General features: G+C 52.4%; 19 protein-coding genes and 3 tRNA genes. 10 read left to right on the forward strand and 12 right to left on the reverse strand.

The features are described from left to right. Nucleotides 1–59 precede the first annotated feature (59 nt). Together NDQ72_16760 and NDQ72_16765 are read right to left on the reverse strand one after the other, a co-directional pair. Complete coding sequence (locus NDQ72_16760; GenBank protein WKD27674.1) at nucleotides 60–1,523, reverse strand: aminoacyl-histidine dipeptidase; 1,464 nt, start codon at nucleotides 1,521–1,523, stop codon at nucleotides 60–62. A 32-nt stretch (nucleotides 1,524–1,555) separates the two neighbouring features. Further along, entirely contained in the window at nucleotides 1,556–3,742 is a 2,187-nt protein-coding gene (locus tag NDQ72_16765) for a GNAT family N-acetyltransferase (GenBank protein WKD27675.1), read from the reverse strand. Between the two features lie 332 nt (nucleotides 3,743–4,074). Here NDQ72_16765 and dctP point away from each other — a divergent pair, with 332 nt between their 5' ends. From dctP to NDQ72_16785, 4 genes are all read left to right on the forward strand, one after another. Then, entirely contained in the window at nucleotides 4,075–5,178 is a 1,104-nt protein-coding gene (gene dctP / locus NDQ72_16770; protein WKD27676.1) for a TRAP transporter substrate-binding protein DctP, read from the forward strand. A gap of 61 nt (nucleotides 5,179–5,239) precedes the next feature. Beyond that, the gene (locus NDQ72_16775; GenBank protein WKD27677.1) at nucleotides 5,240–5,743 is read left to right on the forward strand and encodes a TRAP transporter small permease subunit; all 504 of its coding nucleotides are present in this window, start codon (nucleotides 5,240–5,242) and stop codon (nucleotides 5,741–5,743) included. Further along, nucleotides 5,740–7,071 carry a TRAP transporter large permease subunit gene (locus NDQ72_16780; GenBank protein WKD27678.1) on the forward strand — a complete coding sequence of 444 codons (1,332 nt, stop codon included), beginning with the start codon at nucleotides 5,740–5,742 and terminating at the stop codon, nucleotides 7,069–7,071. Before NDQ72_16775 ends, NDQ72_16780 begins: the two co-directional genes overlap by 4 nt. A gap of 166 nt (nucleotides 7,072–7,237) precedes the next feature. Next, complete coding sequence (locus NDQ72_16785) at nucleotides 7,238–8,938, forward strand: iron ABC transporter permease (protein ID WKD27679.1); 1,701 nt, start codon at nucleotides 7,238–7,240, stop codon at nucleotides 8,936–8,938. Nucleotides 8,939–8,968: 30 nt separating this feature from the next. Here the strand turns inward: NDQ72_16785 and NDQ72_16790 are convergent, their stop codons facing one another. After that, nucleotides 8,969–10,066, reverse strand: a complete 1,098-nt coding sequence (locus NDQ72_16790; GenBank protein ID WKD27680.1) for an ABC transporter ATP-binding protein — start codon at nucleotides 10,064–10,066, stop codon at nucleotides 8,969–8,971. A gap of 224 nt (nucleotides 10,067–10,290) precedes the next feature. Between NDQ72_16790 and NDQ72_16795 the strand changes: the two genes are divergently transcribed. Beyond that, the gene (locus tag NDQ72_16795) at nucleotides 10,291–11,316 is read left to right on the forward strand and encodes a Fe(3+) ABC transporter substrate-binding protein (protein WKD27681.1); all 1,026 of its coding nucleotides are present in this window, start codon (nucleotides 10,291–10,293) and stop codon (nucleotides 11,314–11,316) included. 140 nt (nucleotides 11,317–11,456) lie between these two features. Here the strand turns inward: NDQ72_16795 and polA are convergent, their stop codons facing one another. Continuing rightward, nucleotides 11,457–14,231, reverse strand: coding sequence for a DNA polymerase I (gene polA / locus NDQ72_16800; GenBank protein ID WKD27682.1), 2,775 nt, complete (start codon nucleotides 14,229–14,231; stop codon nucleotides 11,457–11,459). Nucleotides 14,232–14,404: 173 nt separating this feature from the next. Here polA and NDQ72_16805 point away from each other — a divergent pair, with 173 nt between their 5' ends. Both NDQ72_16805 and speA read left to right on the forward strand, forming a co-directional pair. Next, nucleotides 14,405–15,361, forward strand: coding sequence for a homoserine kinase (locus NDQ72_16805; GenBank protein WKD27683.1), 957 nt, complete (start codon nucleotides 14,405–14,407; stop codon nucleotides 15,359–15,361). Beyond that, nucleotides 15,361–17,280, forward strand: coding sequence for a biosynthetic arginine decarboxylase (speA, locus tag NDQ72_16810; protein ID WKD27684.1), 1,920 nt, complete (start codon nucleotides 15,361–15,363; stop codon nucleotides 17,278–17,280). Before NDQ72_16805 ends, speA begins: the two co-directional genes overlap by 1 nt. A 132-nt stretch (nucleotides 17,281–17,412) precedes the next feature. On the opposite strand, the gene NDQ72_16815 is transcribed toward speA, so the two are convergent. After that, nucleotides 17,413–18,078, reverse strand: coding sequence for a fumarylacetoacetate hydrolase family protein (locus NDQ72_16815; GenBank protein WKD27685.1), 666 nt, complete (start codon nucleotides 18,076–18,078; stop codon nucleotides 17,413–17,415). 129 nt (nucleotides 18,079–18,207) lie between these two features. Beyond that, nucleotides 18,208–19,191, reverse strand: coding sequence for an ectoine hydroxylase (gene thpD / locus NDQ72_16820; GenBank protein WKD27686.1), 984 nt, complete (start codon nucleotides 19,189–19,191; stop codon nucleotides 18,208–18,210). Nucleotides 19,192–19,808: 617 nt separating this feature from the next. Between thpD and NDQ72_16825 the strand changes: the two genes are divergently transcribed. Further along, nucleotides 19,809–20,258: an META domain-containing protein gene (locus NDQ72_16825; protein ID WKD27687.1), complete on the forward strand. Its 450-nt coding sequence runs from the start codon at nucleotides 19,809–19,811 to the stop codon at nucleotides 20,256–20,258. A 24-nt stretch (nucleotides 20,259–20,282) separates the two neighbouring features. Here NDQ72_16825 and NDQ72_16830 read toward each other — a convergent pair whose 3' ends face one another. Continuing rightward, nucleotides 20,283–21,185: a LysR family transcriptional regulator gene (locus NDQ72_16830; GenBank protein WKD27688.1), complete on the reverse strand. Its 903-nt coding sequence runs from the start codon at nucleotides 21,183–21,185 to the stop codon at nucleotides 20,283–20,285. A 134-nt stretch (nucleotides 21,186–21,319) separates the two neighbouring features. Here NDQ72_16830 and NDQ72_16835 point away from each other — a divergent pair, with 134 nt between their 5' ends. Both NDQ72_16835 and NDQ72_16840 read left to right on the forward strand, forming a co-directional pair. Then, nucleotides 21,320–21,958 (forward strand): DsbA family protein, encoded by a 639-nt coding sequence (locus NDQ72_16835; GenBank protein WKD27689.1) that lies wholly within the window; start codon nucleotides 21,320–21,322, stop codon nucleotides 21,956–21,958. 104 nt (nucleotides 21,959–22,062) lie between these two features. Continuing rightward, complete coding sequence (locus tag NDQ72_16840) at nucleotides 22,063–22,926, forward strand: MBL fold metallo-hydrolase (protein WKD27690.1); 864 nt, start codon at nucleotides 22,063–22,065, stop codon at nucleotides 22,924–22,926. Between the two features lie 188 nt (nucleotides 22,927–23,114). Here NDQ72_16840 and NDQ72_16845 read toward each other — a convergent pair. The 5 genes from NDQ72_16845 to mutY all read right to left on the reverse strand — a co-directional run bounded on the left by NDQ72_16845 (nucleotide 23,115) and on the right by mutY (nucleotide 25,021). Beyond that, nucleotides 23,115–23,190, reverse strand: a tRNA-Thr gene (locus NDQ72_16845). Between the two features lie 72 nt (nucleotides 23,191–23,262). After that, a tRNA-Gln gene (locus tag NDQ72_16850) sits at nucleotides 23,263–23,337 on the reverse strand. Nucleotides 23,338–23,342: 5 nt separating this feature from the next. After that, a tRNA-Phe gene (locus NDQ72_16855) sits at nucleotides 23,343–23,418 on the reverse strand. Nucleotides 23,419–23,592: 174 nt separating this feature from the next. Continuing rightward, nucleotides 23,593–23,868 (reverse strand): oxidative damage protection protein, encoded by a 276-nt coding sequence (locus NDQ72_16860; GenBank protein ID WKD27691.1) that lies wholly within the window; start codon nucleotides 23,866–23,868, stop codon nucleotides 23,593–23,595. A 55-nt stretch (nucleotides 23,869–23,923) separates the two neighbouring features. Continuing rightward, the gene (gene mutY / locus NDQ72_16865; GenBank protein ID WKD27692.1) at nucleotides 23,924–25,021 is read right to left on the reverse strand and encodes an A/G-specific adenine glycosylase; all 1,098 of its coding nucleotides are present in this window, start codon (nucleotides 25,019–25,021) and stop codon (nucleotides 23,924–23,926) included. Nucleotides 25,022–25,039 lie beyond the last annotated feature (18 nt).

Raw genomic sequence — 25,039 nt, forward strand, 5'->3', positions numbered from 1 at the left:
GGGTTAGACACTAACAAAAACGGCACCCTATACGGGTGCCGTTTTTTATGGCGATTTGTCTAACGAGAGTTCGCCAAGGTTTCAATGAAATCGCGCAGCATCTCCCAGAACTCCGCCACCGAGGCAATTTCCACTCGCTCGGCTGGCGAATGCGCACCACGAATCAGCGGGCCAAACGAAATCATGTCTAACTGTGGGTACTTACTTCCCAGAATGCCACATTCAAGGCCTGCATGAATCACCTTGACCTCGGGTTCACGGCCCATTAACGCAGCATGCCGGGCATTAAAGGTAGCAAGCAAGGGGCTTTGTGGATTAGGCACCCAACCTGGATAGCCATTTTCCACTTTCACTCTAGCGCCCATCAGACCAAATAGCGCCTGAAAACGTCCCGCCATCGCGCCCGTGGCACTATCATGCAGTGAACGCACCAGTGCACAAAGATGGAAACGTCCGTTTTCGACGCTTAATACACCTAAATTGTTCGAAGTTTCCACTACCCCTGGCACATCAGCGCTCATGCGTTCGACCCCACAGGGGGCCGCATGCAGTGCAGCCAGCAGCATCGCACTGGCATCCCGCGTTAGTGGTTCAGCGTCAGCCAGCTCCACGCGCTCAGCAGTAAGCGCCATATTGCTATCGCCACTGCCCAATTCAGCTTTTAGCGTATCAGCAAGCGTTTCCACCATCGCCAGCGCGGCGTCAAGCTCATCCGCAGGCAGGGCAATTTGCGCAAACGCCTCACGGGGGATGGCATTACGCAGTGTGCCGCCATGGTAATTAACCAGTCGCGCACCAAAGGATTCCAATGCCCACAGCACGCGGACTAGCAAACGGTTCGCATTGCCCAGGGGTTTATCAATATCCATCCCCGAGTGACCGCCTTTTAGCCCCGTCAGCGCCAGCGAAATCACCTGCTCATGGTCTTGCATCGCCGTGCTGGGGAGCTGCGCATTCACTACTACATCAGCGCCTCCCGCGCAGCCGATATAGACTTGGCCGCGATCTTCACTGTCTAAATTAAGCAGCAATGACCCTTCCAGCCAATTTTCAGCAAGATTGAGCGCGCCCCCCATAGAGGTCTCTTCCTCTAGCGTAAACAGTGCTTCTAACGGGCCATGAGTAAGCGCAGGGTCTTCCAATACGGCCAGAATAGCGGCGACACCAAGGCCATTATCAGCACCCAGTGTGGTGCCATCAGCAAATAGCCAACCGTCTTTTTCATACGTCTGAATGGGGTCACGGGTAAAATCGTGGTCATGGCCTGCGTTAGCTTGCGCCACCATATCTAGATGGCCCTGCAGCACGATGCCTGGTGCGCTTTCACAGCCGGGCGTGGCTGGCTTACAAATGCGCAAGTTGCCAAACTCATCACGGTCGTGGGATAGCCCCTGGGAATCGGCCCAGGCCTCCAGCGTCGCCACCAGCGCGGCCTCATGACCAGAGGGACGCGGCGTATTACATAGTGTGCGAAAGTGCTGCCACACTAAACGTGGCTCGAGGGCTTCTAGATGTGCGTTCATGGAAACTCTTCATTATCGATAACCAGTTTACTTTACCCCTCCGGGCTACTGGGGAAAAGCGTGCGCTGTTCAATAATTTGTTGAGTCGCGCGACGAATCAGTCGCACTGACTCACCGTGCGCCTTTGCTAACGGCTGGTTTTGGAAGGCCCAGGTAATTAACTGCTGGTGGGCTATGTGCGCCTCTTGCTCTAACGGCCAATGGCTAGCCTCTCTGGCCAGCGCCTGGAGCGACGTCCTTGCCAAGGCAGGGTCGCGGTGCGCATACGCCACATCGTCCACCGCCTGAATCTCAGCGTTGCTAAGCGGCAAACGAGGCAAGGACGGCAGCAGTAACGCGACGATGGGTGCGGGCAGTGTCGCTAATTCAAAGGCCAATAGCGTTATCAACGAGGCCGCAAAGGTATCACGCAGCGACGCTAGCACGGCTTGCCCTTCGCTGGTCAGCGCGCGCGCCACCATAATGGCGTACTCGCCGGTAGCCGCTTCTCGGGTGATGCCTAAACGAACAGGCGTAAACCCGAGCGCCAGCCAAAAACGCAGCAACGATGCTTCGGCACCAAAGGTAGCCCCGTAAAGCGCGATACCCTGCTGACGAGCGTTAGCTATATCCTCTTCTAACAACCGGCGTCCTAATCCTTCACGCCGCCGCTCTGGATGAGTAGCAATGCGTGCCACTCGCCGCCAGCGAGAGGTTAACGCCTCACGGCTGCCACTGTGAGCCGCCAACGACTGGGCCAGTAAATGGCCTTGAGGGCGTCGCTCACCACGCGCCACTTGATCAGCAAGTGCGGCATTAAAGCCGCCCTCTTCACGGGTCACCAAAACGGCCTGAGGCTCTTGTGACGCGATGATTGTGCGAATGGCGGTACCAGGGCCATCTAACAGTTGGCGTAAGTCACTAGGCGTGGTGCGATAGTGGGACTGCACCAGCAAGCCAAACAGTTTCGCTAACAACTCTCGCTGCTTGGCTAACTGCGCCTGAGTCAACGGCATAGAGGCATTCTGACAATGAGTACTGGCATGTGCCTCAGGCAACGGAGCGTTGAGCAGTAGCAACGCTTGAATAGTCGCTTCTAAAGGATCTCCCACTGACCAGCGAACAGGGGCATCTAACGTTAACTCTCGCCATTGGGGGGCTGTTCGATTTAGCACCTCGCGAAAGCGTAGTGCAAAACCGCGCCCTGAGCCTTCATAGCCATGCACAGTAGTTGCAAACGCGATACGCGGAAATGCAGCAAGCCAGTGAGCTAACATTGCCGCAGGAATTGCCGCTGCCTCGTCGACGAGTAAATAGCTGCCGCTACCGCCGACTCTTGCCTGATCAACCTGCTCGTTAAGTGCATCAGGCGCAAGGAAACACAGCGAGCTACCGCTCGGCAGTTCAAACCGCGCTGGGCTGAGGCGTTGACCTTCCGGACATAGCGCTACTACGCGCGCAAACAAGCTTTCCACTGAACTGAGTCGAGGCGCCGTCACCACCAGTTGCGTTACGCTTTTTTGTAGCAGACGAGCACAAGCAATCCCCAATGCGGCGCTTTTACCCCGCCCACGATCCGCGGTAATAACCAATGGCCGACGACGCTTTAGTTTTACTAGCGCATTCACTGCACGAACCTGGTCAGCCGTCAAACAGTCTGCGTCGTCAAATGGAGCCGCTCGCGAGTCTCGAGTAGACAGCCCGGGCAGCGTGAGGCTACCGTCTACCTTCCAGCGAACAATAGCGCTCTCACCCGTCAGTTGAAACGCTAACCGTTTAAGGTAATGGGCACTCAGCGAATCCCAACGCCACGGGTAATCAGCAAAGCGAGCATAATCAGGATCAGGCTGTTCGCCCCAATTGTCTGGCGTGATAATGACCAATAACCCACCAGCACTGACGGTACCTGCTAATGCGCCGAGCGCATCTGGATCTAACCCTTGGCTACCACTAGCGTCTAGGACGATTAGCTGATGCTCCGCACCTAGCCGTGTGCGAGCTTTACTGGCTGGTAAACACGGCGCCACTAGCGTCTCGTGCTCAGCACCCACCCACAGCGGTGCTTGCCACGTTTGCGCTTCCCACAACAGTTGCGCCTGCTGGCGGGCCTTATCAGGCGCCCCATATAGCCATACCAGTGCCCGCCAACGGCGGCGCTGCAAGCGGGTGGCATGATGAACCAAGGCGGATGCCTGCTTAATAACAGCGCTGGGTGTGTCAATGCGGCAGCCTGCTCGCATAGCAACTCCTGAGATTGTCTCTTGTTTACAACTTTGGTTGTAGATCAGCGTAATTTTCAACGCTCTTAGAACTAACCCTAAGGTTAAGAAAGTTACTAAAAAATATACAAATAATTGTTTTTAATGAGCTAAATTTTTCAAAGAAACATCTTATACGACGTTAAATTCCTTGAGTTACTGATATTGCGCTGCAGCGGGGGGAGTGTGCTAGCTTAGCGATGCAGCCTAGCGGCGTTTACCTTACGTAAACGTAAGCCATACTCACTGCACTTTCCTGCTTTCAGGTAATAAACACTAATAACGCCAACCGCCAAAGTACCAGGAAACATACAATGAAAAAGATGACTAAATTCGCACTAACCAGCCTCGCCGCTGGTGTCGCTTTCGCCGCACTCACCTCTACTGCTCAAGCGCAAGAGCAGTGGACAATGACGACCACCTGGCCCGAAAACCTTGACCTGATTAAGGTTGATCAGCACTGGGTAGAGCTTGTCAACCAGCTTGCAGGTGACGAAGTACAAATTAACTTCCGTGCAGGCGGCACGCTAATGCCTGGCACTGAAGTGTTCGACGCTACCGAAACCGGTGCTATCCAAGCTTCTGGCGATTGGCCAGGCTACTGGGCCGGTTTGAACCCAGCGTTCTCTCCTCTGGCCACCACGACCAGCCTGTTTAACGGCGTGGATTACTTGAACTGGATTCAACAATGGGGCGGTTTTGAGCTCTATCAAGAAATCTATGGCCAGTACAACATGGTGTATTTGCCCTACGGCATTACCAACAACGAATCTGGTTTCATGGGCCGCACACCGATTGAGAGCATCGCAGATCTTGAAGGTAAGCGTTTGCGTCTATCGGGACGCGACCAGGGCCGTGTACTCGAAGAGCTAGGCGGCTCCCAGGTCACTCTGGCCGGTGGTGAAGTGTATCAAGCGATTGAACGCGGCGTAATTGATGCCGGTGAGTTCTCGACTCCAGGCGTTGATTTTAAGGCCGGTTTTGCTGAAGTTGCTGACTACTGGGCGACACCTGGTTGGCACCAGTCGGCAAGCGTTTTCGGCGTTATGATTAACAAAGACGCTTGGGATGCCCTGTCTGAAGAAACCCAGACTAAGCTTAAAATAGCTGCTGAAGCCACTATGGCTTGGTCACTTTCCTGGTCGGAGCGTGAATCTACCGAAGCAACCCAGAAGTTTATTGATGCGGGCGTCACCATTAACCAGTTCTCAGAAGAAGACTTGGCGCGTATCCAGGAAATCACCAACGATGTCATCGTACGTGGCGCTTGTGAAAATCCCGACCACGCGAAGGTCTATCACTCCATGATTACCTATCTACAAGAGTACGCTACATGGCGTGATGTTACTGCACCATTCAACATGAGCCGCACGATGGATAACCTGCCCTCATTGGAAGAGATCGAAGCCTGCCTATAAGACGTTTAAGTGCCGCCCCTGCGCTGCTGGGGCGGTTATTGCTTAGCTGCGGAGACCTTCCATGAACGCGATTGCCAAGGCGATCGATGCAATTAACGAGCTGCTGGGCCGCATCATTGCACCGTTAATTGCCATCATTACTCTAATAGTGCTTTACGACATTGTGTCGCGCTTCTTCTTTGGCCGCCCTAGCGACTGGGCGTTTGATGTCACCAAAATGCTGTTCGGCGCCCACTTTATGCTGATGGCCGCCTATGGATTGCGCCACCATGCCCACGTGGAAGTCGACGTTATTAAACGCCTGCTATCACGTAAAAAGCAGGCCGTACTAGACCTGCTCGGCTACTTGATATTCTTTGTGCCCTTCATCTGGCTGTTATTGACCTACGGTTGGCGTTTTTTCGAGCGCTCGTTCAGTCGTGGCGAAACGACCTACGGAATGGTCTCAATCCCGGTGTATCCGGTGAAAGGCGTTATCGTAGTCGCTGCTGTGCTTATTTTGTTGCAGGCGATTGCTATCGTTCTGCGCGCCATTATGCAGCTGCGTGAGGAGACGTCCGCATGAGTGCAGAACTACTGACGCTGGTGATGTTTGGCGGCCTTTTAGTTGGCCTGTTTATGGGTCACCCGCTTGCTTTTGTATTGGGGGGCATGGCGGTCATCGGTGCTTATCTAGGGCCGGGCATTAATACCCTGGGTATCATCATTAACAACGTCTATGGCAACGCTATGGACAACTATGTACTCGTGGCGATACCACTGTTTATTCTAATGGCGCGCTTCCTTAATGACTCAGGCGTCACCGAAAAAATGTTTGATGCCATGCGCTTACTACTGGCGAACCTTCGCGGTGGATTAGCGCTGACCGTGGTGGTTGTCTCTGTCTTACTGGCAGCGACCACTGGCATTGTCGGCGCGTCGATTGCCGTTATGGGCATGATTGCCTTAGTACCTATGCTTAAGTATGGCTATAACAAAGAGCTAAGTGCTGGCGTCATCATGGCTAGCGGCTGTCTGGGCATTTTGATTCCCCCCAGCATTATGCTGATTTTGATGGCAAGCTACTCGCCTGTCTCCGTAGGTGCACTCTTTGCTGGTGCGTTAGTACCCGGCCTGATACTGGGGGTGATGTACGCCTTGTACGTGCTGGTAATCTGCTGGCTCAAACCTAGCTACGGCCCTAAAGTACCTGCAGAAGAGCGCGCTGAAGTCAGCACAAAACAGCTACTGATCATGCTGGGCAAGTATGTTGTCCCGCCAATGTCGTTAATTCTCGGCGTACTGGGGGCACTGTTTACCGGTGTAGCGACGGCGACTGAGGCATCCGCTATTGGTGTTTTTATCGCTTTCCTGCTGTTTTTAATCTTCGGCGACCGCAAACTATCAACCTGTTACAACACGCTGATTGAAGCTGGCAAAACCACGACGATGGTGATGTTAGTGCTCGTCGGGGCCACGGCATTCACTGGGGTATTCTCGATTGGTGGCGGGATGACCGTGATCAGTGACTTTGTCCTGGCCATGCCGGGTGGCACCGTTGGTGCTCTGCTATTAATGCTGTTCCTGGTATTCATTCTCGGCATGTTCCTTGATTGGACTGGCATTGTGTTGCTTAGCTTCCCTATCATGCTGCCAATCATTTCGCAGATGGGCGTGGATGTACTGTGGTTCGTCGTCATGGTGGCGGTGGTGTTACAAACCTCCTTCTTAACGCCGCCCTTTGGCTATGCACTGTTCTATTTGAAAGGGGTGGCTCCACCAGGGGTCGAAATCGTCGACTTATATAAAGCCGTCGTGCCATTTGTGGCCATCATCCTTTTCGCCTGCATACTAATGGCTATTTTCCCTAGTTTGATTACGGGGCTACCTAGTGTGCTGGTGGGCTACCAGTGATACCAAGCGACTGATGCCAAACGCACAACGTCCCCCCGCCTTGCGGGGGGATTTTTTTGATAGCCACAATGTTGGCTGCAGCCGCCTAACGCAAGTGATACTATTTGCAGCCGCTATTTTTTCGCATTGACGAGCCAAGCTGCCCCTCATCCAAGGAGACAACGACGTGTCTACGCCAGCTCGCCGCTCACCATCGGCTCTGCTTTCAGGTTTTGCGTCACGCATTTCACTATCGCTCAACCCTTGGTCAATCGCGCTTTTTTTGATCGCCCTTGTTGTCGCCCTGCCTATTATTGTGGTCCTCAGCCATATTTTTGTGCCGACAGAAGGCGTTTGGCAGCACCTTGCAAGCACTGTATTACCACGTTATCTCTCTAATACTTTCTGGCTGGTGCTATGGGTTGGCATTGGCACTCTGATTACAGGCGCCGGGACGGCGTGGCTGGTGGTAATGTGCCGTTTTCCAGGCAAGCGCATATTTGAATGGGCGCTGCTGTTACCCCTGGCGGTACCAACGTATGTCATTGCCTACGCCTATACAGACTTTTTCCAAGTAGCGGGACCGCTACAAAGCATATTGCGTGAATGGTTTGACTGGCGAGTAGGCGATTACTATTTCCCCAATGTGCGCTCACTAGGCGGCGCGGCAACCCTGATTACCTTTGTGCTTTACCCGTATGTGTATCTGTTAGCTAGGGCTTCTTTTCTTGAGCAGTCGGTATGTGTATTAGATGTAGGCCGTACCTTAGGACGTGGCCCCTGGCGCTTGTTTGCCAGCGTGGCGTTGCCCCTCGCCCGCCCAGCATTAGTAGGTGGCGTTTCACTGGTACTGATGGAGACACTTAACGAATTTGGCGCAGTGCAGTTTTTTGGAGTAGACACGTTTACCACGGGGATCTATCGCACATGGTTTGGCTTAGGAGAACCCGTCGCTGCCGCTCAGCTAGCCGCTTGCCTGCTGACCTTCGTCATTGTATTGGTTCTTCTAGAGCGCTATTCGCGGGGTAAACGGCGCTACTTCCACACCACTAACCGCTATCAGCAACTACCGGAATATCAGCTGCGTGGCTGGTATGCACTCGGGGCTACCCTGGTGTGTTTGCTGCCCATTGTTATCGGCTTTTTACTGCCCAGCGGTATTTTGCTCAATATGGCCATTGAAACGGGCGATAGCTTGTTTGGCACACGGTTTATTGGCTTTGCTATGAATAGCCTGAGCCTCGCGACCGTTGCCGCATTGATTGCAGTAGGGTTAGCCGTACTCCTGAGCTACGGGGTTAGGCTCAATAATTCACCAAGTGCACGGTTTTTCACACGCATCGCCGCAATGGGCTATGCCATTCCTGGCTCGGTGGTTGCCGTGGGCATCCTGATTCCGTTTGCCTGGCTGGATAACTCGCTGAACATGTGGCTTCACGAACACTACGGAAAAATCATTGGCCTGGTATTTAGCGGTTCAGCGTTTATTTTGATTTACGCTTATGTCGTACGCTTTCTGGCCGTCTCGTTTAATGCGGTAGAAGCGAGCCTTGGCAAAGTAACCCCCAGCATGGATGCCGCATCGCGCACCTTGGGCCAAACCGCTGGTGGCACGCTACGCCATATTCATACGCCGCTGATGCGTAGCAGTCTCCTAGCAGCCGGGATTCTGGTATTTGTCGATGTGATGAAAGAGTTGCCTGCCACGATCATCCTGCGCCCCTTCAACTTTGACACGCTGGCAGTACGCGCTCACAGCCTCGCCTCAGATGAACGCTTAGCTGAAGCGTCAACAGCCTCTCTGACCATTGTGGTCGTCGGCATCTTACCGGTGATTTTACTCAGCTTGGCAATGCGCCGGGCGCGCCCGGGTAGCCAGGCTGAGTAGTGGATGCGAGCAAGCGCTGAACAGCGAAAATTAACGCGGAAAGATAAATACCTGGGAGTGGTCCAAATCGATATCAATCGGCTGGCCCTCCTGGGGTAAAAACACGCCTGGCACACGGGCGTGAAGGTGGGCTTCCTGACCATCTTCTCCATGCGCACATAAGTGAATAAGGCTGGAACGCCCTAGCAGCTTAGCCATGACCACATGGCTGTGGCTATGCGACTCGACGGGCAAGTCACGCTCTTTGATGCGCAATGCTTCGGGGCGTATCATCACCTGAACATTACTGCCTTCTGGCAACCAGCTGGCATCTACCAGCCCAACTGGCGTAGCGACAAAGCCCCCCTTCACCACACCACTTAACTCATTCACTTCACCAAAAAACGTCACCACAAAGGGAGCCACTGGCGCACAATAAAGCTCACGGGGGGTGCCGGTCTGCACAATTTCGCCATCCCGCATTAGCGCGATACGGTCTGCCATAAACATGGCTTCTTCAGGGTCGTGGGTTACTAGCAGGGTCGCTGAACCGAGTTTTTTCAACACATGCAGCGTATCGTCTCGGATGCGATCACGTAGCCGCGCATCCAGACTCGAAAAGGGTTCATCCAACAACATTAATTTAGGCGTGGGTGCCAGCGCTCGCGCCAGCGCAACGCGCTGCTGCTGCCCACCTGACAACATGTGTGGATAGCTCTCAGCGTAGTCGGCCATGCCAAGTTGAGCCAGCAGTTCCAGCGCACGCTCCCGGCGCTGGCTAGAGGGCAAATTTTTCAGACCGAAGGTAACATTTTCCAGTACGCTAAGGTGTGGGAACAAGGCTGAGTCTTGGAAAGCGAGACCAACATTGCGCTTTTCTGGTGGCACATGACGCTTGCCGGGTGCCGCAATGGATAGACCATCAAGACTAACCGAGCCTTCCTGCACGACCTCTAAGCCCGCAGCAATCCGAAGCAGTGTGGTTTTGCCGCAACCAGAAGGGCCCAGCAAACACACAACCTCGCCTGGGGCGATATCAAGATCAATGCCTTTCACCACTTTATTAGCCGCAAACGTGTGCTGAATACCACGAAGCGACAGTGCTGATGCAGGCGCCGACACATCGGAAAGTGACACAGTTGCCGTCATTATTTCACCATTGTCTCGTCCACCCGCGACATGATAAACGCATGCCGCTGCGAACACGGTTGAAAGTTATTTGCATTCTATTTTCTATTGAGTAGAGATGCACGTTTCTTACTAAACAGCAGATGCGTTTCATTAGCATTTAACTTGACGCCAACCAAGAGAAGCGTTTCAATACGTCACGTCGCTAATGCAACTTATTATCATAAACATTCAGGGTATTTGTTATGAAAAAAGCACGTCTTACGGCTACCGTAGCTGCCATCATGGCAGGTTCTGCTTTTGCAGGTAGCGCGCTCGCTAACGAGGTCAACATTTACTCCGCCCGCCATTACGACTCTGATGAGATTCTCTACAAAGCGTTCACTGACGAGACCGGCATCGAAGTTAATGTACTGGAAGGCGACTCCGACCAGTTGATGGAGCGCATGCAGCGTGAAGGCATCGCTAGCCCTGCTGACGTAATGCTTACCGTTGACGCAGGCCGCCTATGGCGCGCCGAGCAGGACGGTCTTTTTCAAAGCGTAGACTCTGACGTGCTTAACGAGCGCCTGCCAGAATCAATGCGCCACCCTGAAGGTTTGTGGTTTGGCTTTAGCCAGCGCGCACGGGTTATTTTCTACAACCGTGAGAACTTTGACCCCAGCCAAATCACCTCTTATGAAGACCTGGCCGATCCGCAGTTTGAAGGCCAAGTATGCATTCGCTCTTCCAACAACATTTATAACCAGTCGCTGCTAGCGTCAATGATTGAGCACCACGGCGCAGAAGGTGCAGAAGAGTGGGCCCAAGGTGTTGTGAATAATATGGCACGCGACCCAGAAGGTGGCGATACCGATCAGATTCTTGGCGTTGCCAGCGGTGAGTGTGACTTAGCGGTTGCAAACCACTATTACTATGTTCGCATGCTGCATTCCGATGAAGATGCCGACCGCGAAGCCGCACGCAAAGTGGGGGTAATTTTCCCCAACCAGGATGACCGTGGCACCCACATTAACGTTGGCGGCGCTGGCTTAGTGGCTAACGCGCAAAACCCAGAAAACGGCATTCGTTTCCTGGAGTTCTTAGCCTCTGACGAAGCTCAGGAAGTACTGGCTGACCGTAACTACGAGTTCCCTGTCGTGGAAGGCATCAAGAAAAACCCAGTACTTGAATCTTGGGGTGATTTCGCCAAAGACGATATCAACATCAGCATCTTGGGTGAAAATAACCCAGAAGCGATTCGTATTTTCGATCGCGTAAGCTGGCGTTAAGCTCTACGGCTCTTAGGACTCAGGAGCCGCAAGCCTAACTAAAAAAACACCTGCAGCTCAGCTGCAGGTGTTTTTTATTGGGTTGCCGGTAACGACCCCGTAACGTCGTTTAAGCCTCGCTTAGCCTAGCGGGCTTCATGCTAGTGGGCTTCATCCCAGTTGGCGCCACTTTCGGCTTCAACAATCAGCGGCACGCTAAGCGTGGCAGCGGCCTGCATACGCGCCTGAACTTGCTCAATAAACGCCTCAACTTGCCCTTCGGCCACCTCAAACACCAGTTCATCATGCACCTGCATAACCATGAGGGCGTCAAAATCGCCTTCAGCAAGCCATGCATCGACATCGATCATCGCCTGCTTGATGATATCCGCTGCCGTGCCCTGCATAGGCGCGTTAATGGCGGTGCGTTCAGCACCCTGACGGCGATTGCGGTTTTGCGAGTGGATCTCTGGCAGGTACAGCCGCCGCCCTAGCACGGTTTCCACAAAGCCATCTTCTGCGGCCTGGGTGCGAATACGATCCATATAGCGAGCAACGCCAGGATAACGGTCAAAATAGCGGTCGATGTAGGTTTGCGCCTGATTACGATCAATATGCAGCTGGCGTGATAAGCCCCAAGCGCTCATGCCGTAAATTAGGCCAAAGTTGATCGCTTTAGCGCTGCGCCGCTGGTCGGCAGAGACCTTTTCAAGCGCAGTACCAAATACTTCGGCAGCGGTCGCTGTGTGGATATCGCGCCCTTCCGCAAACGCCTCCAAAAGCCCTTTATCTTCTGAGAGGTGCGCCATAATACGCAGTTCAATTTGCGAGTAGTCTGCCGCCACAATGCGATAGCCTGGGCGGGCAATAAATGCCTGACGAATTTTGCGTCCCTCTTCGGTACGAATAGGGATGTTCTGTAAATTCGGGTCCGACGACGACAGCCGCCCTGTCGCCGTTACCGCTTGGTGATAGCTAGTATGCACCCGCCCAGTGGTTTTATTGAGCAAGCGCGGCAGCTTATCGGTATAGGTGGATTTTAGCTTCGCCAGTCCCCGGTGCTGCATAATCACCTTGGGCAAGGGGTAATCCAGCGCCAACTCCTCTAGCACCGCCTCTGCGGTCGAAGGGGCGCCTTTGGGAGTTTTCTTGATCACCGGAATTTTCTGCTCTTCGAACAAAATCTGCCCTAGCTGTTTGGGCGAACCGAGATTAAATTCACGACCTGCTAACTCGAAGGCTTCGCTTTCAAGCTCACGAATACGGCGCTCTAGCTGCTGGCTTTGCTCGTGTAGACGTTCGGCATCCAGTGCGACGCCATTGCGTTCAATCCGCGACAAGACGTTAATCAGCGGCAGCTCAAGATGATCCAGCACGTCCGCTAAACGCCCTTCCCGTTCCACTTGAGGGCGCAGTATTTCTTGCAGCCGCAGCGTGATATCCACATCTTCACAGGCATAAGGAACCGCTTGCTCTAGGGCGATCTGGTTAAACGTGAGCTGCTTGGCCCCCTTTCCAGCGATCTCTTCGAAAGAGATGGTTTTTTCGCCCAAATACTTTAGTGCCAGCGAATCCATGTCGTGACGCGTGGCGGTGGAATTCAACACGTACGAGGCTAGCATGGTGTCGGCCAGCGGCCCCACCACGCGAATATCATAGTTTGCCAGCACGGAAATATCGTACTTAAGGTTCTGACCAATTTTGGTTTTTTCAGGATTTTCCAGCAGCGGCTTTAATGCTTGCAGGACCTGTTGACGATCCAGCTGAGCGGGCGCATCCAGGTAGTCATGGGCCAGTGGAATATAGGCAGCTTCACCAGCTTCCAGTGCCAAGCCAACGCCTACAATATCGGCGTCCATATAATTCAGGCTGGTCGTTTCTAAGTCGAAGCAAAAGCGCTCGGCTTTTTTCAGTCGCGCTAGCCACGCATCAAACTCAGCTTGCTCAACGATGACATGGTCATGCCGCTGGCTAGAAGCCGCGGCGCTATCAGTCACGTCATTAGCAGCGTTATCAGGCGCAGGCTCGCTCCCCTTTACATCATCGACGCCTTCGTCGCTACCTGCCAGTAGCTCAGCCAACCACTGCTTGAACTCCATTTCTTTATAGAGCTCTACCAGCGCCTCACGGTCGGGATGCGCAATATCCAAGTCATCCAGCCCCACGGGCAGTTCGCAGTCAGTTTTAATAGTTGCTAACTGATAAGAGAGAAAGGCCTGTTCACGGTGCTCTTCCAGCTTCTTCGGTAACGTTTTCGCACCACGGAAACTAAGTGTCTTGACGCGCTCAAGATCACCATAAATTGTCTCTAAGCCACCTTCCATGCCTTGCAACAGGCCAATGGCAGTCTTTTCACCCACCCCCGGTACGCCGGGAATGTTATCAACCTTGTCACCCATCAATGCCAAAAAATCAATGATCAGTGAGGGTGGTAGACCAAACTTCTCTTTGACGCCCGTTTCATCGAGGGTTTCTTCTTTCATGGTATTGACCAGTGTGATGTGGTCATTCACCAACTGCGCCATATCTTTATCGCCAGTCGAGATCACCGCATCACGGCCAGCCTGGGTGGCATGATGGGCCAGGGTACCAATCACATCGTCGGCTTCGACACCTTCAATGCACAGCAGCGGTAAGCCTAGCGCTCTTACACAAGCGTGCAGCGGCTTAATTTGGCTGCGCAGGTCATCCGGCATGGGCGGCCGATGAGCTTTGTAGTCACTGTACATCTCATCGCGAAAGGTTTTTCCTGGCGCATCAAACACCACCGCCATTGGGCTTTCCGGGTAGTCTTTGATCAACCGCTTGAGCATATTTAATACGCCTTTCACGGCTCCCGTAGGCTGGCCGTTGGAGGTCGTTAACGGTGGCAGCGCGTGAAAAGCGCGATATAGGTACGATGAGCCATCGACAAGCACGATTGGGGCACGGGCCATAACCAATTCCATTGTTAGCAACACAGTAAGAAGTCTATTAGCTATGATACGCGTTCACGGCAATGGCTGCAGAAACAACCGCTACGAATAACGCATTTCAAACTCACACAACGCTGCCAACTGACCCTGCAAGCCGCTACAATAATGGGCTTAGCAACCTGGGCGAGATTCTCATGGCTGTATTTACTCCGCTGAGCGACGTTCAGGTCGCCGCGTTTTTGGAAAAGTTTGATGTAGGCAGCTTCGTTTCGCTACAAGGCGTTGCCGGTGGCACAGAAAACTCGACGTTTTTTGTGACCACCGATCGTCGTGAGCTGGTGTTAACCCTGTTTGAACAGGGTGAACATGAAGAGCTGCCGTTTTTTGTCGAGTTGTTGGATTACCTGGATGAGCACCGTTTGCCGGTGCCCGGTACTATTCACGACCGCGAAGGGATTGCGCTACACAGTTTGGCAGGTAAGCCTGCTTTACTGTTTCCACGCCTACCAGGCAAGCATCCTAGCGCCCCTAACCTTGCCCAATGCCAAGCGCTGGGCAATACGTTGGGGCACTTGCATGTTGTCTCCCAGCGTTTTCCTGGCCATCGGCCAAACCCGCGCGACCTTCACTGGCTGCGAGCGGTGCATCACAAGGTGCTAACCTATATTAGCCCTGACGACCAAACGCTGATGAAAAATGAAGTCGATGACTTCGAAGGTGCCTTTAGCCAACATGGCGAGCTACCGCAAGGAGCGCTTCACGGCGACTTATTCCGTGATAACACGCTGTTTGAGGGCGACCAACTAGGCGGTATTATCGATTTTTATAACGGCTGTACCGGCGATTTGCTGTTTGATCTCGCCATCGTCATTAACGACTGGGCAACCAATGAGGATGGCACGCTGAATGCTGAGCGTTATGAAGCCATTCTGAGCGCTTACCAAGCACGTCGCCCTCTCACCGCTGATGAACGTGAATTATGGCCAGCCATGTTGCGCATGACGGCGTTGCGATATTGGCTATCGCGCCTGCTGGTCGTCTATGTTGACCCACCTGCCCATGACCTAACGCCTCATGACCCTGAGCGTTTCCGAACCATTTTAAAAGCGCGCATTGCATTTGGTGCACTACCGCTCCCAGAGGTTTCTTGATGATCGAATCGGTGACCACCAGCGCCCAGGCCTTACGCGCCCGACGCACATGGAATATTGACCAATGGGGCAGTGGCTACTTTGATGTGGACGACCACGGGCAAGCCTTGGTTCGTCCGCTAGGTAGCGACGCAGAAGGCCCAGCATTGCCGCTTAGTGGGCTTGTGCGTCAGTTGCAGACTGCAGGTCTGCGGTTGCCGGTACTGGTAAGGTTTAGCGATATTCTGCACGACCGCGTAGAACAGCTGTGCGGTGCGTTTGATGTCGCGATGCAGGACATCGACTATCAGGGCGGCTACACAGCCGTTTATCCGATCAAAGTGAATCAGCAGCGCCGCGTGGTGGAAGAGATCCTCGCCACCTCCGAGCGGGGCAATGGTCGCGTAGGCTTAGAAGCAGGCAGTAAACCGGAGCTGCTGGCAGTGCTGGCGCTGTCTGATGGCGGCTCCTCGCTTATCGTCTGCAATGGTTATAAAGACCGCGAGTACGTTCGCCTAGCGCTGCTGGGTGAAAAGCTGGGGCATCGCGTTTATCTGGTTGTGGAAAAGCTCTCTGAGCTGGAGCTTATATTAGAAGAGGCGCGTGAGTTGGAAGTCACCCCGCGTATTGGTTTGCGGGCTCGGCTTGCTTCAGTGGGTAAAGGTAAATGGCAAAACACTGGTGGAGAGAAGTCGAAGTTTGGTCTGACTGCCAGCCAAATTCTTGACGTAGTCGCGACCTTACGCGCTCAAAATGCGTTAGAGAGCCTACAGTTAGTGCACTTTCATCTCGGCTCGCAAATTGCCAATATTCGCGACATTCAGCGCGGTCTGCGGGAATGCGCCCGTTTTTACCAAAACCTGGTGAGCCTAGGGGCACCGATTGATACCGTCGATGTGGGTGGCGGTCTAGGCATCGACTACGAAGGTACTCGCTCACGTAGCTACTGCTCAGCCAACTACTCCATGCAGGAGTATGCACGTAACGTCGTTAGCGCCTTTGCGCAGCTGTGTCAGGAGGCTGACCTTCCCCAGCCTCATCTGATCAGTGAGTCAGGCCGTGCGCTAACGGCTCATCATGCCGTGTTGATCACCAACGTGATTGGCGAAGAGCGCGTTAATGATTCGCCTCCAGAGCGCTCTTCTCAGGAAGACCTCCAGGTGGAAGCCCTATGGCGGGTTTTTGAGCAGTTAGCCGAAAGCCAGGAGCCCCGTGTCTTGGTGGAAGCTTGGCATGACCTTCTGCAAGCGGTTAGTGAGCTGCAAGACCGCTTCGTAATGGGCTTAAGTGATATCAATGCCCGTGCCGAAGGTGAACGGCTTTATATGGCAGCCTGTGCTCGCCTACGCGGCCAGCTCGATACCCGTAATCGCGCACACCGGGAAATCATGGACGAACTGGCCGAAAAGCTAGCCGACAAGCTGTTCGTCAACTTCTCATTATTCCAGTCAGTGCCTGATGTCTGGGGGATCGAACAGATATTCCCTGTTCTGCCATTGAGCGGGCTAGACCAGCCCCCCACTCGTCGCGCAGTCATTCAGGATATTACCTGCGATTCAGATGGCCGCATTGATAGCTACGTGGATGGCCAGGGCGTGGAAAGCACACTACCGCTGCCCGAGTGGGCAAGCGACGACGAGCGTTGGCTAGGCTTCTTCCTGGTAGGTGCCTATCAAGAAATTCTCGGCGACTTGCACAATCTGTTCGGCGATACCGACTCAGTCGATGCCGCATTGGGTGACGATGGCGAGTGGGTGCTTTCTAACCTACAGGCAGGCGATACGGTGGCCGATGTTTTAGCCTACGTCAATTTTGATGCTCGAGTGCTTAAGCAAAAGCTCACCGAGCAATTGATCACTAGCGGCTTTTCGACCCAAGAGCAGGCAAAGTTTGCCGCTAGCCTGAGCGAAGGCCTGGATGGCTACACCTATTTAGAATAGAGCTTATAGAATAGTGCTTATAGAATAGCGCTTTTAGGATAGGCCAACGAAAAAGCCACTGACATCGTCAGTGGCTTTTCGCATAACGGCTAACGCTTACTTATTGTTGGTTTTGGCGTCATCGCCATCCAACTACTCTACTACGCTAGTGGTGATTTCTAGCCCACCGGTCAACGTTAAACGCAGCGAAGCTCCACGGGGCAATTCGCCGACGCCCGCAGGTGTACCTGTCAAAATAACGTCGCCCGGCTCTAGCGTGAAGTGACGACTCATCTCCGCCACCAACGTCGGGATCGCGAAGATCATATCGGCGCCTTCTCCGTGTTGACGCTCTTCACCATCAATCTCAAGGGTGAACACCAGCGCGTTCCAATTGGGGACGCGGCTTAGCGGCAAAAACGGCGATAGTGGGCAAGCACCATCAAATGCTTTTGCTATTTCCCACGGGTGCCCCTTCTCTTTCAACTGGGTTTGTACATCTCGCAGCGTTAAATCTATCGCCAGGCCAATGCCCACAATGGCACGCTCTGCTTCATCTTGGGTCGCGTGAGTCAGGGTCTCCCCCACCAAAAGCGCAAGTTCGACTTCGTAATGTATATCACCTCGTGAAAACGGCGGATCAAGAGGTTTAGTCAAGTCCACCACACTGGTGGCGGGCTTCATGAATAACAGAGGCTCACTGGGAACCGGATTATCCAGTTCTTTGGCATGGTCGGCATAGTTGCGGCCAACGCAGACGATTTTGCCCAACGTGTGGGGAAACTCCTGACCATCGGTAAACTGGGGAACAAAACGCATGGCGGGTCCTCTCCTTCTCATTATGCGTGCCGCATTCGCAACGACAGGCGCAACAGTCTACCTTAGCTATGCGTATGTACCACACCCTCTTCTACAGCATTTCATACATATCACTAGTGACACGTTAGATTATGCGTCGGGCAGCCAGCGATCATCAGGCCCATGCGCCAAAAAGCGAGGACGCTGTTTGGGAGCAGCAAACGGTGCAACACAGCGATTATCCGGACGATTAAAGACAAAGAACACGTTGCTGCGGGGGTCAGGCGACAAATTGGCATTAGACGCATGCAACGTGTTGCAATCAAATAGTAGTAAGCCCCCTGCTTTACCTTTTGGCGCTTCAATACCATATTTTGCTACTAACTGAGTCAGCGCTTCTTGGCTGGGCACACCAATCTCCTGTGCTTTAAGCGAGCTTTTGTGGTTATCCTTCGGTGTTTCCCCCAAACAGGGCACAAATTCTAAATGGGAGCCTGGAATCAGCATAAGCGGGCCATTAAATTCATGGTTGTCGGTCAAGATCAGTGAAGCGCTAACAGCATGCATATTCGGCATGCCATCTTCCGCGTGCCACGTCTCGAAATCCGAGTGCCAATTAAACCCTTTACCTGCAAAACCTGGCTTATAGTTAATCCGTGACTGATGCACGTATGGATTAGCGCCAATGATCTGCCGGGCTGCACCCGCTAAGCGTTCGTCACTGGCCAATTGACCTAATCGTTCAGAAAGCCTATGCACGGCAAACAGCGAACGAATATCATGGCTTTCTGGTTCAGTAACGCTGAATTCTTGATCGCGATAAGCATTATTACTCATCAATAATTTCATTTCATGGCGAAGTGCTTCCAGCTCTTCACCTGAAATAAGGCTTGGAATAAACAAAAAACCTTTGCGTTCAAACTCATCAAGCTGCTCTGAGGATAGCGGCCCTGATAAATTCCGACCTTTAACCACCGCATCGCGACGCGGCTGAGTTAGCGAAGCTGGAGCTGCTGCTAGGCGCGTTGGGTACTCATCTTTCACCGCGGTACGTCGCGCCGACGGCATATCCAACATTTCATTATATTGCTTGTAGACAGTAATCGTTTTGAGAGAATTGTTGCTGACTGTCATCTAATCCACTCCTTGTATGATTAAATTTCAGACCGATAAAACATGTAGCGGCTTCCGCTTGCACATAACACAGCCAATAGGGTAGCTAAATACTTAGCTCTTGCAACCGCCACATCTTCATTTTATAACGTGTGTTATGAAATTTTTTTAATCGCTCTCAAACAAGACCTAGTAACGATTTTAAAAGACCATTACAGAAAAACATATCCATAAATATAATCGCTATAAAATCGGCATCTCTTATCATCTTCTTAAAGTTCAAACAGCTGATATCACTTCTATTTTCACGAATAACTTTTCTGTTCAAACACCCTTACACAGGGTAAATGGCATAGTGAATTTGGTCGCCTCATTAGAAGTGCCAATAAAATAAATCATATTTTTGTCATCGTATTATCCTCACATCGCATGCCGCCTCTCATGGTCTCATTAAGCCAGTAGGTTAGGAAAAAGAGACAATCAAGCAAGGGCACATAAAACATGAGGCTTACTATTCATATAAAACATTAAAACAGGAATAGACTCAGGTTGTTAACAAAGTATCGGACAGAGGCTAAGGTAGCAAAACATTATCAATCCGATTATTATTTTATGACGCAAACCTAGAGAAACGCTTTATGAAAAAATTATCCCTTATCGCATCCACTCTTATTATCCTGCTAGCGAGCGGGTGCCAATCACATTCAGCGCCTCATCAAGCAGCCAAGCCTGACGAAACGCTAACCAATACCTACTGGAAACTGGTCACGCTTGAAGGGCAACCCATCATCACCGCTGAGAACTTTCGCGAGCCTCATCTTGTGCTCCATGAAGAAAATACACGACTAGCTGGCTCAACTGGCTGCAATACCTTGATTGGCAGTTACCGTGTTGATGGTCAGCAGATAGCATTTGAACAAGTTGGCACCACGATGATGGCCTGCCCCGACACACAAATGCGTAACGAGCAGACAATGCTAAGCGTACTTAACAATGTAGACACTTGGCAAGTAGACGGTGGTTCCCTGTCACTTAAAAACGCCAATGGCAAACCAGTGGCAGTATTTGAGGCCGTGCATCTTTATTAGCCATCGGTTAGCAGGCAAGCTCACTTAATGAAAAGCACCCTCTTGTTGTCGCTGCTGCTCTCTACGCGCAAGTATGTCGACAAACGCACGCACTTTCGCAGGACGAAAACGTGCGAATGGGAAAACGACATGTATGCCGCCGGAGGGCAGACGCCACTGGGGCAAAATATGTATAAGGCGCCCGGCGGCTATGTCGCCTGCAATGACATAATCCGGCAATACCGAGATTCCCGCACCAGCGTACAACGCTTCGCGTACCGCGAGTGTCGCATCAAGAAAAATTGAGGCGCGCACGTGGATGGTTCTGCGCTCCCCCTTACTGAGTGAAAATTCCCACTGCAATGGATGGGGCAGCGCTTTATTAGCAATGAACGGGAATTTCAATAACTCTTCCGGCTGAGAGAGCTGCGCCACCTCTTTTTCAAGGCTTGGCGATGCAACGAGCAATTGCTGAAAAGAGCCTATTTTCCTTGCTTGCACGCTTGTCTCTGTTAGCCAACCAACACGGATAGCCAGTTCGATATCCTCAGCCATCAGATCGACTTTTTGATCCCGCAGCGTGGCATCGACCCGGCAATCGGGATATTGCTGGGTATATGCAGCAATCGCCGGCACCACAAAGGTGACACCGTAATCGAAAGGGGCCGTCAATCGTAATGTGCCTGTTGGCTCCTGGGCTATTTCGCCTAACTCATCAAAAGCATCTTCAGCTTCACGGAGAATCAAGGCACAGCGTTGGTAAAACACTTTTCCAGCGGAGGTAACTTGTACCGATCGCGTCGTACGCGTGAGAAGAGAGGTTCTAAATTCTTGTTCAAGGCGCGCCACCTGCTGGCTAACCACCGCCTTGGTGATACCCAGACGCTCAGCGGCGGCCGTAAAAGACCCCGTTTCAACCACTGCCGCAAAGTAAGTTAAACGCCGCAAGTTATTAAATCCGCCTAGCTTACTTCCACTTCGACTGTATGCTTTTTCCATACACATAATATGCTTCGTATGTATTTATCCGTCAATACAATCTCTTTAGCATGCGAGTCCATCATGTATAGAGAGACTCGACGATGAATAACACTTTGTATTACCTATTCGATCCTTTGTGTGGCTGGTGCTATGGCGCAACATCATCTGTTTCGGACGTGATCGCGGCAGACGATATAAACGTGGTTCTGTTACCCAGCGGCCTTTTCTCAGGCGGTGGCGGAAGGCAAATGGATCAGGAATTCGCGGCCTATGCCTGGAGTAACGATCAGCGGATTGAGCGCCTAACAGGGCAATTATTCACTCAACTATATCGCGCTCAGGTGTTAAGCGATCATCATCAACGGTTTGATAGTAGTGCCGCTACACTAGCGCTAACGGCAGTATCGCTTACCGCACCCGCCGATGAGTTCGAGGCCTTAAAATCAATCCAATACGCACGCTACGTACAGGGTCGTGACGTGACATCTCAAGTCACGTTGGTTGAAATTCTACAAAGACTTGAGCTGACGCAAGCGGCCGAGCTAATGACAGGTGCCAGTGAAACACTTATCCATTCCAATCGTTCTCGAATTTCACAGGCTCAAGCGCTAATGCAGAAGCTTAACGTTCGAGGAGTGCCCACGTTCATCGCTCAGTCGAGTGAAAACCTAAAGGTTCTTTCCACGAATGAGTTGTATGCCAACCCCAGTGCGCTAGCCCAACAGATACGCGCCCTGTAACGCGTCAACTTAATCAATTGGCTCTCTAAATGAAATTGCAGAAGGAAGAAAAAATGGCTACTCGTCGTATGTTTTTAAAGTCGTTAACTGTCTTGGGATTATCCATGGCTATAAGTACTGGTAACCTAAGCGGCATAAAAAAGAGCCTCGCGTCTGATGACCAATTAAGTTGGCGGCATTTTCCTGCGGGAGAAAATGGCTTTTTCCGGGCGCCCGTATTGGTGACGGGAGCAACAGAGGCAGTATTAATTGACAGTAGCTTTACCTTATCTGATGGTCGTGCAATTGCCGAGGCAATCCAACAGAGCGGTAAGCAGCTAACCACCGTCTATATTAGCCAAAGCGATCCTGATTACTATTTTGGCCTTGGCGCGATACAAGCAGCATTTCCCGATGCTCGAGTTATCGCTGCCCCCGCCACAATTGATGCCATCAAGGGAAATGTAGAGAAAAAAATCTCTACATGGTCACCCCAGCTCCAAGAAAACGGACCACAATCACTTGATGAAATCGTTATGCCCGAGACGTTTGATGGCCAAGCATTGCAAGTCGATGGTCAAGACATTCAGATTGTTAACGTAGAGGGTCTGCCCAATCGTCGCTACCTCTGGGCTCCCTCCCTGGATGCTGTTTTTGGTGGTGTGCTGGTATTCTCAGACCTGCATGTGTGGACAGCAGACACCCCTACTGCTGAACAGCGAGCGGCTTGGGTACAAGCGCTTGATGAAATGGCAGCACGCTCTCCTAGGGTCGTTATACCCGGCCACATGCAACCTGACGCAGCGATTGATGCTTCCGCGATTCAATATACACGTGAGTACCTATTAGCATTTGAAGAAGAGCTCGCCAAAGCGAATAACAGCGATGAACTCATTGAAGCAATGACCCGTCGCTACCCAAATGCAAAGCTAAGTGTTGCACTTCAGATTGGCGCTAAGGTAGCTATGGGGGAAATGGACTGGGGATAGTCGGTTTTCTCTATAGTATAGAGGTGGACGATGACCATCTTTCTGCAATGGCAGCTTGGTCACCCAACTTGCAAGGTTCAGCTGTGAAAGCGCCCACGCTGTAGACACTTTATAAACACATACGAAAAAGCCGCCCTTTCGGACGGCTTGATCTAATTCTCTAACGCTCTGATTTTAACCACTTTAAGTGGTGCCGACACCAGGAGTCGAACCCGGGACCTACTGATTACAAGTCAGTTGCTCTACCAACTGAGCTATGTCGGCGCTTCGCGCTTTCTTGAGAATATGATTGCTTCACTGTTAAGCTTTGCAATCAACAAGAAATCTTGTTGGCAATGGCTGGGGTACCAGGATTCGAACCTGGGGATGCCGATACCAAAAACCGGTGCCTTACCACTTGGCGATACCCCAACGTTTGGTGGCCAGAGACGGAATCGAACCGCCGACACGGGGATTTTCAATCCCCTGCTCTACCAACTGAGCTATCTGGCCGCTGCCAACGGTGCGTATTAAACTAAAAACTCAGCTTTTCGTCAACACTTTCGTGAAACTTTCTTTCTAGTCACGTGCTTAGGGCACTTCTTTTCAGGGCTCAAAACGCGCAAAAGCCACGCCATCCGTGGGCTGCACCGAGTTTCACTCCTTACAGCCTTGCTTCCTAAACGCTTAAGCCTGGGTAGGCGGCACGTAACCTTCCGCTTGATCCGTAGCTTCGTTATTTAGAAAACGCTGCATTTGATCCATCAAATAGGCGCGTGCCTCGGGCTCTAACATGTTGAGGTGCTTTTCATTAATCAAGCGCGTTTGCAACGACTGCCACTCTTCCCAGGCCTGCTTAGACACGGTGGCTTGAATCTCTTGCCCCTGCTTACCTGGCAGTGGTGGAAATGGCAGAGCGGGCAGCTCTTGTTGGTACTTGCGGCAGAAAACGGTGGTGCTCATGGTGTACTCCTTTTTGAATAACGCTGCGAATATAAAAGTAATAGCGCGTGTGAGGTTAGCGTGACGGCCCTGGCGTTGGATCTAAGGAAAAAGGCGCCAGCTGGCTCAGCAGCGATTTAACCGGCGCAGCCAAGCCAAGCGTGGGCGGTTCGTCAACGTCATACCACACGCCCTCTTCTCTTACGCCGTTCAGCCTATCGCAACTGACCGGCTGAGGCGTAATCAATAGCCGAAAATGACTAAACGTATGCGTAAAGCTGGGCAGTGGCGCATGGCGTTCGGGGGACGTCACATGATCAGCCAGCCAATCGTTCAGTTCACTATGTTGCTCAAATTGAGGCAGGCTCCATAGGCCTCCCCACAGGCCGCTGGGTGGCCGTTGCTCTAACCACACCCGCCCTTGCCTGTCTCGTAGCATCAGCATAATGGTTTCACGCGTAGGCAAGGCTTTTTTAGGTTTGGATTCAGGAAAGCGTTGCGGCTCACCTTGGGCGTAGGTACGGCATACGTCGTTAAACGGACAGATCAAGCAATCAGGTTTGCTGCGTTTACAGAGTGTGGCGCCGAAATCCATAATGGCCTGGGTATAGTCGGCAAGACGGGTATTGGGCGTAAAATACTCAGCCAGTGTCCATAGTGAACGCTCTACTGCTGGCTTGCCTGGCCAGCCAGCAATGGCATGCAAGCGAGTCAGTGATCGTTTTACATTGCCATCTAAAATCGTGGCCTGCTGACCAGCGCTTTGCGCGATGATCGCGCCAGCCGTGGAACGGCCGATACCTGGCAGCGCCATTAACGCTTCGACACTGTCCGTTGGCAACTCTCCCCCATGGGACGCTAACGCCACTTGGGCCGCTTTATGCAAATTACGAGCACGGGCGTAGTAACCCAGCCCGGTCCAGAGATGCAGCACGTCGTCCTGAGGTGCGTTGGCCAGTGCTTCTAACGTGGGAAAGCGCGTCATAAAGCGTTTAAAGTAGGGAATAACCGTCGCGACTTGGGTTTGCTGGAGCATAATTTCAGATACCCATACCCGGTAGGCACTTCGGGGCGACTGCCAAGGCAGGTCATGCCGGCCATACTGATCGAACCAGGTAAGTAAGCGGCGTTGAAACTCTTCCGCCGCGAGGCACGGTGTAAACATGTCGGCCATAGGATTTCCTTAAACAGT

Origin of the sequence: Halomonas sp. KG2, from assembly GCA_030440445.1 — a bacterium.
Classification (GTDB): Bacteria; Pseudomonadota; Gammaproteobacteria; order Pseudomonadales; family Halomonadaceae; genus Vreelandella.

Bases quoted from the DNA above. Each gene is read 5' to 3' on its own strand.
- NDQ72_16775 (WKD27677.1), top strand. From the start codon at position 5,240: ATGAACGCGATTGCCAAGGCGATCGATGCAATTAACGAGCTGCTGGGC.
- NDQ72_16815 (WKD27685.1), bottom strand. From the start codon at position 18,078: ATGCGTTTTGTTCCCCAGTTTACCGATGGTCAGGAGTTTCCCCACACG.
- NDQ72_16835 (WKD27689.1), top strand. From the start codon at position 21,320: ATGAATAACACTTTGTATTACCTATTCGATCCTTTGTGTGGCTGGTGC.
- thpD (WKD27686.1), bottom strand. From the start codon at position 19,191: ATGACAGTCAGCAACAATTCTCTCAAAACGATTACTGTCTACAAGCAA.
- speA (WKD27684.1), top strand. From the start codon at position 15,361: ATGATCGAATCGGTGACCACCAGCGCCCAGGCCTTACGCGCCCGACGC.
- mutY (WKD27692.1), bottom strand. From the start codon at position 25,021: ATGGCCGACATGTTTACACCGTGCCTCGCGGCGGAAGAGTTTCAACGC.
- polA (WKD27682.1), bottom strand. From the start codon at position 14,231: ATGGCCCGTGCCCCAATCGTGCTTGTCGATGGCTCATCGTACCTATAT.
- NDQ72_16795 (WKD27681.1), top strand. From the start codon at position 10,291: ATGAAAAAAGCACGTCTTACGGCTACCGTAGCTGCCATCATGGCAGGT.
- NDQ72_16825 (WKD27687.1), top strand. From the start codon at position 19,809: ATGAAAAAATTATCCCTTATCGCATCCACTCTTATTATCCTGCTAGCG.
- NDQ72_16860 (WKD27691.1), bottom strand. From the start codon at position 23,868: ATGAGCACCACCGTTTTCTGCCGCAAGTACCAACAAGAGCTGCCCGCT.
- NDQ72_16765 (WKD27675.1), bottom strand. From the start codon at position 3,742: ATGCGAGCAGGCTGCCGCATTGACACACCCAGCGCTGTTATTAAGCAG.
- NDQ72_16790 (WKD27680.1), bottom strand. From the start codon at position 10,066: ATGACGGCAACTGTGTCACTTTCCGATGTGTCGGCGCCTGCATCAGCA.
- NDQ72_16840 (WKD27690.1), top strand. From the start codon at position 22,063: ATGGCTATAAGTACTGGTAACCTAAGCGGCATAAAAAAGAGCCTCGCG.
- NDQ72_16805 (WKD27683.1), top strand. From the start codon at position 14,405: ATGGCTGTATTTACTCCGCTGAGCGACGTTCAGGTCGCCGCGTTTTTG.
- dctP (WKD27676.1), top strand. From the start codon at position 4,075: ATGAAAAAGATGACTAAATTCGCACTAACCAGCCTCGCCGCTGGTGTC.
- NDQ72_16780 (WKD27678.1), top strand. From the start codon at position 5,740: ATGAGTGCAGAACTACTGACGCTGGTGATGTTTGGCGGCCTTTTAGTT.
- NDQ72_16760 (WKD27674.1), bottom strand. From the start codon at position 1,523: ATGAACGCACATCTAGAAGCCCTCGAGCCACGTTTAGTGTGGCAGCAC.